The organism is Stutzerimonas tianxiuensis (assembly GCF_053470365.1).
On sequence record NZ_JBPVWS010000001.1, the window covers coordinates 603024 to 615085 of the forward strand.

Here is a 12062-nt window from a genome sequence, read left to right on the forward strand (position 1 = left end):
TACAAAGCTGTAATCGCTCATTTTTTTGTTGGTACGACCGCCGCGTCTGCGGCGGTCGCTTTCTGTGCTTACCGTTTTTCGATACGCGTAATGGTGGAATCCATGCCCTTCGAGGAGAACTCGAATTCGACCTGGTCCCCTTCTTTCAACTTTTGGAGCTGATCAGGCTTCGCTTTGAAGCCCATCGTCATAGAAGGCCAACCCAGCGCTTCGACCGGGCCGTGTGCAATGGTCACGGTGCCGCTCTCGGTGTTTACTTTCTTGACTGTGCCGATGGCTGTAGCGGTCTGTCCCGCCGACTTCTGGTCCATTGGCATGTTCATGCCTTTGTGATCCATCGGCATGCCGTCCATTGGCTCCTTGTCGGCGGCATAGGCGACTGGCACCAGGAAGAGTGAGGCAAGGGTGATGTGCTTAATGTTCATGGATGTTCTCCAGTGGGGTTGGTTGCTTGCTGGGTGGTAACTCGCAATTGCCGGCGGCGCATCAGCAGGTAAGCTGCCGGCAGAACGAACAGGGAGAGCAAAGGGGCGGTGATCATCCCGCCCACCATGGGCGCGGCGATGCGGCTCATGATTTCGCTGCCGGTTCCGCTACCCCAGAGGATGGGCAGCAGACCGGCGATAATCACTGCTACGGTCATGGCCTTGGGGCGCACCCGCTGCACAGCGCCTTCGCGGATTGCGTCGAGCAGTACGCCTTCGCCATGGGCTCCAGCGTTAACCCGATCTGTCCATGCGTTCTTCAAATACAGCAGCATAATGACGCCGAACTCAGCAGAAACGCCTGCCAGTGCGATGAAACCGATTCCTGTCGCTACGGATAGGTTGTACCCGAGCAAATAGAGGAACCAGACGCCACCGGTTAGGGCGAATGGCAGCGTGGCCATGATCAGCAACGCCTCCCCAAAGCGCCCAAACGTGAGGTAGAGCAAGACAAAAATGATGAGCAAGGTAGCCGGCACGACGAGCTTCAGCTTCGCGTTAGCTCGCTCCATGAATTCGAATTGGCCGGAATAGCTGATGCTCATGCCGGATTCGAGCTGGACCCCTTTGCTGATCTTTTCCCTCAGATCGCCCACCACAGCCGCCATGTCGCGGCCACGAACATCGACGTAAACCCAGCCCGACAGCCTTGCGTTTTCGCTTTTAAGCATTGGCGGCCCGTCGGTCACCTGTACTTTGGCCACGGTCCCCAACGTGATCTGGCTGCCTTGCGGCGTGTAGATCGGTAGGTTGCGCAGATCGGATATCGAGTCGCGCCACTCGCGGCCATAGCGGAGGTTGATCGGATACCTGGCGAGCCCTTCCACGGTTTCACCAATGGTTTGACCACCGATGGCACCGGCCACGATCGATTGCACGTCCGCGATATTCAGGCCGTAGCGTGCGGCGGCGACACGATCGATATCCACATCGATGTACCTGCCGCCGGTCAGTCTCTCAGCAAGCGCCGAACTGACCCCAGGCACCGTTTTGGCGATTTTTTCCACTGCCTGGGTGGCTTTGTCGATCTGTGCCAAGTCAGTGCCATACACTTTCACCCCGATCGGGCTCTTGATACCCGTCGCCAGCATATCGATACGGTTTCGAATCGGCGGGATCCACAGATTGGCTAATCCAGGTACCTGTACGGTGCGATCCAACTCCTCAACCAGCTTGTCAGGCGTCATCCCAGGGCGCCATTGATCCTTCGGCTTGAACTGAATGGTCGTCTCGAACATTTCCAGCGGGGCTGGATCTGTAGCGGTGTCGGCTCGACCAGCCTTACCGAACACGTGTGCAACTTCTGGTACCGTTTTTATGAGCCGGTCCGTCTGCTGCAGTAGCTCAGAAGCCTTCTGAGCGGAGAGGCCTGGAAGCGCAGTGGGCATATAAAGGAGGTCACCTTCATCCAGCGGGGGCAAGAACTCCCCACCAAGGCGAGAGGCCGGCCACAAGCCTGTCAGGAAGATCAGAACAGCCACCAGCAGAGTCATCTTGGGCCAGCGCAGTACCGCGTCCAGGGCCGGCTTGTAGATCCAGATGAGGCCACGGTTGAGTGGATTACGGTGTTCGTCAGGGATTCTGCCCCTGATCCAATACCCCATGAGCACCGGAACCAGCGTGACAGACAGGCCCGCGGCGGCTGCCATTGCATAGGTTTTGGTGAACGCCAGTGGACCGAACAGCCGGCCTTCCTGCGCCTCCAGGGTGAACACTGGAATGAACGACAGCGTGATGATCAGCAGGCTGAAGAACAATGCCGGCCCCACTTCAACAGCCGCGTCAGTAATGACCTTCCAGTGCTCCTGGCCCTTCAAGGTGGAGTCAGGATGCCGCTTGTGCCAGGCCTCAATGTGCTTGTGGGCGTTTTCGATCATGACGATTGCTGCATCGACCATCGCTCCGATCGCGATCGCGATGCCACCCAACGACATGATGTTGGCGTTGATGCCTTGCCGCTGCATGATCACAAAAGCAATCAGGATGCCGATCGGCAACGACACGATGGCGACCAACGACGAGCGCAGATGCCACAGAAAAATCGCGCAAACCAACGCAACGACAATGAACTCCTCGATGAGCTTGTGCGTGAGGTTTTCAACGGCACTGTCGATCAGCTTGCTACGGTCGTACGTCGTGACGATTTCGACGCCTTGGGGCAGGCTCGCTTTCAGCTCATCCAGTTTGGTCTGAACGGCAGCGATGGTTTCCCGAGCGTTCTTGCCGCTCCGCAGGATCACCACGCCGCCGACTACCTCACCTTCACCGTCAAGCTCGCTGATGCCCCGGCGCATTTCCGGGCCGAGCTGGATATGCGCAACGTCCCCTAGCGTCACTGGCACGCCGCCGTCGAGACGCAAAGGAATGGCTCGAAAGTCTTTGAGTGTCTTGAGATACCCGGTCGCACGGACCATGAACTCGGTTTCTGCGAGTTCCAGAACACTCCCGCCGGTTTCACGGTTGGCTTCATCGATCGCCTTTGCAATCTGCTGCTGCGTCACGCCCCTGCTTGCCATGCGCACGGGATCCAGTACGACCTGATACTGCTTGACCATCCCGCCTATGGGCGCGACTTCCGCCACGTTGGGCAGTGTCTTGAGCTCATAGCGCAGGAACCAATCTTGCAAAGAGCGCAGCTGCGAGAGGTCATGTTTGCCCGTTCGGTCTACCAAAGCATATTGGTAGATCCAGCCGACACCTGTGGCGTCAGGGCCCAAAGCGGGTTTGGCGGCGGCGGGAAGCCGACTCTGCACCTGACTCAGGTACTCCAGCACCCGAGAACGGGCCCAATAGAGGTCGGTGCCGTCCTCAAACAGGACGTACACGTAGCTATCCCCGAAGAAGGAGTAGCCGCGGACCGTCTTTGCGCCGGGGACAGACAGCATGGTCGTCGTCAGTGGGTAGGTGACCTGATTCTCAACGATCTGGGGCGCCTGCCCGGGGTATGGCGTGCGGATGATGACCTGAACGTCGGAAAGGTCTGGCAATGCATCAACAGCGGTGTTTTTGACCGACCAGACACCCCAAGCCACCGCGAACACAGTAGCCAGCAGGATCAGAAAGCGGTTGGCCACTGACCAGCGAATTATGGCTGCGATCATGGCTGGCCCCCCAGCTTCTCGATGTGCTCAATGACCAGGCCCTCTTCGCTTTCACGCACGCCCACACGGACGCGGTCGTCGACTCGCAAGCCTGACAGCAGGGATTGATCCGCAACCGGAAAGGACATGGTCATCCCAGGCATGTTCAGCGTCTTGAACGGCCCATGCGACAGGCCAACCATGCCATCTTCCAGGCTGACGATCGTACCTTCAGCCTCGTGCAGCGCAGGTTCTGTAGAAGTTGCAGGCTCCTCCAAACCCTGAGCGGTCAGCCCGCGTAGGCTCGCCTCTGAATCCAGGAGAAACTGACCGGACGCCACGACCTTCTGACCGGCTTCCAGCCCTTCAAGCACCTCTGTCTGGTCATCGAATTCCCGGCCTGTGCGAACCTCAATCGGGCGGTAACGGCCTTGATCCTCGGCCAGCATCACCAATGCGCGCCGACCGGTGCGAATGACCGCCTCGGACGGGATGACCAAGACATCTTCGACGTTGCGACTCAACGTCACCTCGGCCGTCATGCCGGGACGAAGCCGTTGTTGCGGGTTAGGTAGCTCGACCCGGACACGCACAGTGCGGCTATCCAGGTTGGCCTGCGATAGTACCGTCTGGATCGTTCCTTCCAGCGTTTCACCCGCAAAAGCGGGCAGGCGCGTTGTTACTGATTGCCCTGGCGCTAAATTTGCGATCCGCGCCTCTGGTACTGCAACTTCTAGCCAAACCGTGTCCAGCCCGTTGACGCGAGCAAGAGTAGCGCCGGCGGGTACGGTCATGCCCTCGCGAACGTCGAGGCTGTTCAGCACGCCGCCTATTGGACTCGTCACTGTCCAAACGGGGCGCGCTTTACCAGTTCGTTCTAGCTGCACTATGACTTCTGGCGGCATGCCAGCAAGGCGCAACCGCTGGCGAGCCGCTGCGAGCAGCTGGGGTTGGCCGACCCCTTTGAGCGCCAGGTACTCTTCCTGTGCGGCAGCCCATTCGGGAACCAAAAGATCGGCTAACGGCGCGCCTTTTTCGATGACATCCTCCGGTGCTCGGTCGTAAACGCGCTCGACAAAGCCACCGGCACGCGCCTGCACAACCGCCACGTCTCGCTCGTCAAACATCAACGCGCCTGTCGCTTCGAGCGACTGGCTGATCGATTCACGCGTTACGGTTGCCAAGCGCACGCCGAGATTCTGCGTCACGCTCGGGTCGATACTGATCGATGCCCCGTCGCTTCCCTCATCTGCATAGCGTGGAATCAATTCCATATCCATGAATGGCGACTTGCCCGGCTTATCGAACTTTTGCTGGGGGACCATAGGGTCATACCAATAGAGCACTTCCTTGTCTTCTTCTGCAGGCGATTGTCCGAAGGCTGCGGTAGGCAGACCGATTAGCGCTGCAGCGCTAATCATCAGAGGCAGACTGAAGGCGAGTACCAGCCGCTTGTGTTGGAATGTCATGGTCGGGTATCTCCAAAGGCGAAATGCAGGCGGGCATTGCTCAACGATCGATCGCGGGCGACGTCAATACGCCGTAGCCGGGTCTCCACAAGCTGTCGTCGCGCTTCGATCACAGCGGTCAGCTCACCGCTTCCGGAGCGGTAATCGGCCATGGCAAGGCGGACCTTCTCTTCAGCGAGGGGTAGTAAGGTTTTGTCGAGGCGGATGAGTGCGCGGTCCAGACGCTGATACTCAGCGAGGTCAGTACTCAGCTCTTGGTTGTACAGGCGCAAGGTCGCTTGGCGCTGAGCCTCGATCTGGGCAAGGCGAGCTCGTTCGGCCGCGATCTTCGGATCCTGCCGAGAGCTGGTAAACAGCGGCAGGTCGAAGCTGACGCTGAGGTTCACCATGTCGCCGTACTCACGGCCACGTCGCAGGTAGTCGATCCCCCAGCTCCAATCCGGTGTTTTCTCTGCGATGGCCTGGTGAACCTTTGCCTCCGCTTCACGAGTCATCGGGTCGAAGGCGAGTAACGCCGGGTGCCGGTTCAGGTTGTGCTGATAGTTATCAACGGCGGCAAGCCATTGCGGCCAGTCACCTGTAAGCGGCTGGCCTGCTAGCTCGCCTATCCAGCGCCGGAGGCCGGCCCGCGCAACAGCCTGGTTACGCAGCAGCTCATCCTCTTGTTCAGCCAGCAATGCTGCCTCTTGCCTCGGAAGTACGCTGTCTGCGGTTTGTCCGCTGCCGCCAGCAATGCGGGCCTGAACAGCCCGCGAAAGGAGCTGATTCTCGCTGTAAAGCTGCTTGAAAAGGCTTAGCTTCTGCTCGACCGCGAAGCTAGCGATCCATGCCTCGGCGGTTGCTTGGCGCACACCGAGACGTTCAACCGTTTGCTGGGCGTTTGCGAGCGCAACACTAGCCTGCGCGGCCTCGACACGAGCGCGCCTTTTCGCTCGGTTTGGCACATCTTGCATGACCCCAACCATTTGCATGGTCATGGCCTCTTGCTCCAACTGCCAGCGAGCGTCACCTTCGATGGGCACGCTTTGCAGTCCAAGCTTAAGTTTAGGGTCAGGAAGCTCGCCGGCAGGGATTGCAGCGCTGCGTGCGGCCACCAGGTTGGCGGCTTGCGCATGCAGCGAAGGCGCGTCTTGCTCGGCCACGCTCAGAGCTTGTTCTAAGGTCAAAGCGGACGCTAACCCTGGAAACGAGAGCGCGCCCATGATCAAGGCGGCCACGTACGGCGGCGCCCAATAAATACGGGGTTTCATTTGCGAAGGATTCCTGATCTTTCATGCGAGCCAAAGGCGCGCGGTAGCCGGCCCGAATGCTCACTCGGGCGGTTCCTATAATTTGATCGGAATTAGACGCGGGGTGGATGCCAGACGGCGTCTAAAAGGCTAGAGGGGATCAGGCCGTTATAGGGAGTGGTCACGGGTTTAGCAGCAGGCATCAGCTGGGCTTTTATTGAGACAAGCTGAAGGATACTTGCAGTTTTGCATTCTTGGCCCGTCTTGCAGACGGTCGCCGTTCCATGCTCATTCGCTTCACAGCACTCGTGTTCAGCACCGTCATCGGCGCCAACCATCGAAGCGTGGTCGGTCGTCATGGCGCCCACACCTTCCATATCGGACATCACGTGATGCCCGGACGATCCAACCGGCATGAGCATTTCCGCTATCCCATTGATCGGAAGCGCAAGCACTAGCAGCAGGATAAGGAAGGAGCGCATGTAGGACTTCATATTTCCAGCTTACGGGGCAATTCATGAGCAATCAATTAGGCAATCGGTCGCTTCGCAACCGAAGCCTAAGCCTAAGCCTAAGCCTAAGCCTAAGCCGACAGGCTTCAAACTACACGCGTTTGACGGAGCCGGAGTGCGTTGAACACAACCGATGCTGAGCTGAGGCTCATGGCCAGGGCAGCAATCATCGGAGACAGCAACAGTCCGAAGAACGGATAGAGCAGACCTGCGGCAATCGGGATGCTCAACCCGTTGTACATAAAGGCAAACAGAAGGTTCTGACGCATATTGCGAACCGTCGCCACCGAAAGCGTGCGCGCGCGCAGTATCCCCATCAGGTCACCTTTAACGAGCGTAACTTGGGCGCTGTTCATGGCGACGTCAGTGCCCGTGCCCATCGCTATGCCGACATCAGCCCTGGCGAGCGCCGGCGCATCATTTATTCCGTCGCCTGCCATGGCGACTACTTTACCTAGGGCTTGTAGCTTAACCACCAGCGCCTCCTTGTCCTGCGGCTTCACTTCGCCATGCACCTCATCGATCGATAGCTCACGAGCCACCGCGCGGGCAGTGGTAAGCCCGTCGCCGGTGGCCATGATGACTTGCACGCCCTCCGCTTGGAGCCGCGCTACAGCTTCCTTGGAAGTCGGTTTGATTGGGTCCGATACGGCCAGCAAGCCGGCAAGTGCCCCATCAACAGCCAGGTACACAATGCTGGTACCGCTCTCGCGCATTTTTTCTGCCTGATCTCTCAACGGCTCGACGCTCACACCCGCATCTTCCATAAGCGCGGTGTTGCCTAGTTGTAGCTGCTTGCCTTCCACCAGACCACGGACTCCGATACCTGACCCTGACTCGAAGGTCTCTGGCTTCGCCAGCTGGATACCTTCGCTTCTGGCATGGTCTACGATCGCGTGGGCTAGGGGATGCTCACTACCTTGATCCAAGCTGGCAGACAAACGGATGACTTCCTGCGAGTCAAACGGCGTGACGCCTATGGCCCGATCGAAGACAGGTCGGCCCTCGGTCAAGGTTCCTGTTTTATCGACAATCAGCGTGTCTACCTTACGGACGTTCTCGATGGCGCCTGCGTCTCTGAAAAGCACTCCGCTTCCAGCCGCTTTGCCTGTGGCAACCATGATCGACATAGGCGTTGCAAGGCCAAGTGCGCAAGGGCAAGCAATGATCAGAACCGCAACTGCATTGATCAGGCCGAATACCCAGCCCTGCTCGGGTCCAAACAGGCCCCATGCAAAGAATGTCAGCAAGGCGATACCAATGACCGTCAGCACGAAATAACCCGCAACCGTGTCCGCCATTCGCTGCATGGGTGCTTTGGAGCGTTGCGCATTCGCAACCATCTGGACGATTTGTGAAAGCATAGTCCCGGAGCCAACCCTGGTGGCTCGCATGACAAGCGAGCCGCTCGTGTTCATCGTCGCGCCGATGAGCGCATCGCCTGCTCGCTTCGTCACTGGGACGGGCTCGCCCGTAAGCATGGACTCGTCGACGGCGCTCTCGCCCTCTAATACCTCTCCATCAACGGGTACCTTTTCACCAGGACGAACGCGCAGATGGTCGCCCTCGTGAACATGTGTGAGCGGGATGTCCTCCTCGGAACCATCCTTGGCGATACGGCGAGCTGTTTTGGGTGATAAGCCAAGCAGGGACTTGATTGCGGAAGATGTCTGAGAGCGGGCCTTCAGTTCGAGCAGCTGACCTAAAAGCGTCAGTGAAATGATGACCGCTGCGGCTTCGTAGTAAACGCCTATCCGGCCGCCCACAGTGAATGACTCTGGAAATATGCTCGGTAAGACGGTTGCTATGATGCTGTAAATATACGCAGCCCCTGTGCCAAGCCCGATCAACGTCCACATGTTTGGGCTGCGATGCTTAACTGATGCGAAACCGCGCACGAAAAATGGCCAACCTGCCCACAAGACAACCGGGGTCGTAAGGGCTAGTTCAACCCAGTTCTGGCTAGCCCCGTGAAACAGCGGTATCGCATGTCCCGCCATTGCCAACAGGGTTACTGCTACGGTCAGGGGCAGAGACCACCAGAATCGCTTCGAGAAGTCCTTGAGTTCGGGATTCTCCTCCTCGTCGAGTTCAGGGATCAGAGGTTCCAATGACATCCCACAGATAGGGCAATCACCTGGACCCATTTGGCGGATCTCAGGGTGCATCGGGCAGGTGTACTCTGTCGTTGCATCACCGGCGGGTGGTTTCTGTGCGGGTGGGGTAGATGCCCGAGAGGAGGTTCCATGAGCCTGCGGTGCAGCGAGATATCGAGCAGGGTCGGAACGAAACTTGGTCTGGCAACCCTGGCTGCAGAAGCGGTAAGTGCTTCCCTGATAATGCTCTTGATGCTCGCTATCCTCTTCCACCTTCATCCCGCAGACGGGGTCTGTGAGTGCTGCAGTACCTTTCGTTTGGTCGGGCTGGTGATGGCACTGCTGAGAGGACATACGGGGCACCTTATGGATTGGTTAGCGACGAACTTGGCCTATTGCAGGGACATTTGCGGTTTTTCAATGCTTGCAGCGTCTGACAGCCAATATATGCAAAGCGTCCTGACCAAAGGCTGAAGTAACCATTACATTTCTGTCAGGTTCTCTGGTATGTCAGGTCGTATGTATGTTGAAGCGAGCTGCTGGAAAAGTAGCTCGCGCAGATACCGCCTGCTGGCCTAGCCTATGCCTCCATTGTTCGATGCTCGGCCGCTTCATTTTGATGAATACCGAACCGTGCAAAAGCCTAAGCGCAGGTACTCTGCTTTTGAATACGCCTTTGGCAGAGTGGGATACGCCGTACGCTCTAATGAAGCCATAGGAACTCCTTTTCTGAGGAGTCAGAAAAGATAGTCCACGATCAGAGGCTGTGCGGTCGATTTGGTAAATTCTCTTGGCATCAACACGTTACGTGCGAAGTGAGTGAATTTTACTTATATCTCGGCATGACCCCTTACTCGGATCGCCCAGATATCTCTCAGTCGGAGCGGGATTTTCTGCCCGACCAATTTCCCTTTGTTCCAGGGCTGACGGCTCCAGGTAGCGATGATGTTCATGGCAAGTCCTCCACGTGTGGGAGGACAAGGATGGCTAGCCAGAGCAATGGTCGCTAACCGGCCAGAAGCTGACGTTCAAATTCGTCTAATAATTGCGTGTCAGTCATTACCGCCGGGCTGCGCCGGCAGATGGTTTGCGTGGCTAGGTGTTGTCAGGTAGGTTCGATCGAATCAGTGGGTCGAATAACAAGGGCAGCTATGGACTTCGCTAAGGCTTACAAGCAGTGCAGAAAATCGATGGCGCTGGGGCGAGGAATAAAAGCAGTAGAAGCTTGCTTACATCGAGGGAAGCATGAGTTTGATAGTTTGCAGGAAGCGAAGCTGAGCTGTTTTCGGGATATTCGCGGATATAAAATTGTTTCATCTGGTGAGTGTGCATTTTTTCCAAGAGATCTTTCGGAAATCAAAGTGGGCTCTGGGCTAGCTTGGTACAGAGATACGTTTGCGACTACTGAGATAGTACTCCCCCCATATCATAGCTTTGGATTTCTATCTGAATACGGCGGAAAAATCTCGAAAAGCAACAGTGAAGAGGAAAGGTACGCTCACGCGAATAATATGCTGTTGGAAATGTACACGCCCCCACGAATGGCCGACCTGATTTGTGGGGCATGGTCTCAGCGCATCACTTTTGCTCAGTATCAAGAACAGCTGATTGAGGCTGTAAAGGCATACTGTCTGGGTCTGTACGGCGTGGCAATTGTTGGAATTCTGCCTTGCATAGAAGGGTTCCTAAGAGAGCTTGGAAAGCACGTCTCTCTTCCAGTTAAGGATGCCGTGAATATAGAGACGCTTCTAAAGGTTTTTCATCGAATAAAGCAAGGTGAGTTGAAACGACTGGTCGCAGGTTATGATTGGTATCCAGACAAGGAATTAACGATAAACTATTTAAGTCGATATCATGAGCGAGTGCAGATGCTGGAGAGCATGGAAATGTACTTCCGTGGGTGTTTTTACGGTCATACAGAGTCGTTACCATCGCACTTTGTTTTAAATCGGCATGGGATTGCGCATGGATTCTTTAAAGGCTACGCAACACCGAGTAATTTCTTGCGGCTTTTTAATTTAATTAGCTTATTGTCGTTTGCAGCCATTCTTGTCGAAGGGCGCGGTAGCATGTTACAGCCGGGAGTTACCACTGATTCCGAAGCATTGGCATTGAATTTTACTAAATGCCTATTATCCCGACGATACGTTCAGCCGAATGCTCAATCGATTCTTCCATCCCCTATTATTTTGGGCTAGCCCTATACTCCACGGCACGCCCGCCGGCCGCGCATCGGGCAAGGATTCGGCCGGGCAAGGTGGTATTCAGATTTGCAGTCAGGTAGCGTCGCGCTCTTCCAAGGGAGGGGCGAGCGATGTGGACAAAGCATTACCGAGTGATGCGATCTGAGTTGGCCAAGTGCGAAAAAGCCAGGTCCGAACTGGAGAAGATGCACCCGCCCCACACCGTCCAACCGGAACAGGATGGACAGCTTCAGGACTATATTCAGAAGTCGGACAGTCTGTACGAATGGCGGCTGCTGATCTTGACCGAGTACTGGATGATAGAGGCAGACCGCCTCGGTGTCCCACTGCCTGATCGCGATGACAGGACTTTCTGGGGGCGAGTCGAATTTGATAGCGACCCGCGGGAGCCCAGGTATCTCACAGATGCTGGCATTCGCATTGTCAGGGCAGACATCCGCGAGGAGCGTAGGCAGCGCCGCGAGCCGGTAACCTTCTGGAGTAGCATCATGATTGGGGTAGTCGGCGCCCTGACCGGCCTAGCATCTGTCATACCGAACTGGTGGGCAGACTAGGGCGGCTATTGGCCGGTTAGCGACGGCCTGGCTTCGACCGTCGCTATGCATGGTCAAACCTCGGTCTGTTCCGCCATCTCTAGGGCATCATCGACCTCAATCCCCAGATATCGAACGGTGCTCTCCAGCTTCGTATGGCCGAGCAACAGTTGAACTGCCCGCAGGTTCTTCGTCCTGCGATAGATCAGCGATGCCTTCGTACGTCTTATTGTGTGAATGCCATACAGGGCTGGATCAGGGCCAATGGCTTTCACCCAACCTTTGACGATACGAGCGTATTGACGAGTGGATAGATGGTCTGAGATATGCAGCCGGCTCGGAAAAAGGCAATCCTCGCTGCGGGGCTGGGCATGATGTATGGCGATGTGCCGTTCCCTAAGATCAAATGGATTTTCCAGAATCTCAACAAAGCCGAGGTCCTGCTGACCTTCAA

General features: G+C 56.7%; 8 protein-coding genes and 1 pseudogene. 1 reads left to right on the forward strand and 8 read right to left on the reverse strand.

What is annotated here, in order from left to right; genetic code table 11:
• Positions 1–68: 68 nt before the first annotated feature.
• From ACSSNI_RS02595 to ACSSNI_RS02625, 7 genes and pseudogenes are all read right to left on the reverse strand, one after another.
• Positions 69–425 (reverse strand): copper-binding protein, encoded by a 357-nt coding sequence (locus ACSSNI_RS02595; RefSeq protein ID WP_045423044.1) that lies wholly within the window; start codon positions 423–425, stop codon positions 69–71.
• Entirely contained in the window at positions 422–3586 is a 3165-nt protein-coding gene (locus ACSSNI_RS02600; RefSeq protein ID WP_448258956.1) for an efflux RND transporter permease subunit, read from the reverse strand. Before ACSSNI_RS02600 ends, ACSSNI_RS02595 begins: the two co-directional genes overlap by 4 nt.
• Positions 3583–5034, reverse strand: coding sequence for an efflux RND transporter periplasmic adaptor subunit (locus ACSSNI_RS02605; RefSeq protein ID WP_448258957.1), 1452 nt, complete (start codon positions 5032–5034; stop codon positions 3583–3585). The genes ACSSNI_RS02600 and ACSSNI_RS02605 overlap by 4 nt, the downstream gene beginning before the upstream one ends.
• Positions 5031–6284 (reverse strand): TolC family protein, encoded by a 1254-nt coding sequence (locus ACSSNI_RS02610; RefSeq protein ID WP_003292652.1) that lies wholly within the window; start codon positions 6282–6284, stop codon positions 5031–5033. Before ACSSNI_RS02610 ends, ACSSNI_RS02605 begins: the two co-directional genes overlap by 4 nt.
• Before the next feature lie 92 nt (positions 6285–6376).
• Positions 6377–6757 carry a hypothetical protein gene (locus ACSSNI_RS02615; protein WP_014822249.1) on the reverse strand — a complete coding sequence of 127 codons (381 nt, stop codon included), beginning with the start codon at positions 6755–6757 and terminating at the stop codon, positions 6377–6379.
• A gap of 104 nt (positions 6758–6861) precedes the next feature.
• Entirely contained in the window at positions 6862–9225 is a 2364-nt protein-coding gene (locus tag ACSSNI_RS02620) for a heavy metal translocating P-type ATPase (protein ID WP_448258958.1), read from the reverse strand.
• A gap of 494 nt (positions 9226–9719) precedes the next feature.
• Positions 9720–9824: pseudogene (locus ACSSNI_RS02625) on the reverse strand (integrase); the annotation flags it as partial.
• 198 nt (positions 9825–10022) lie between these two features.
• Between ACSSNI_RS02625 and ACSSNI_RS02630 the strand changes: the two are divergent.
• On the forward strand, positions 10023–11069 hold the full coding sequence (locus ACSSNI_RS02630; protein WP_015275572.1) for a hypothetical protein: 1047 nt from the start codon (positions 10023–10025) through the stop codon (positions 11067–11069).
• 613 nt (positions 11070–11682) lie between these two features.
• On the opposite strand, the gene ACSSNI_RS02635 is transcribed toward ACSSNI_RS02630, so the two are convergent.
• Positions 11683–12062: tyrosine-type recombinase/integrase (locus ACSSNI_RS02635; protein WP_448258959.1), on the reverse strand; the 380-nt coding region annotated here is incomplete at its 5' end.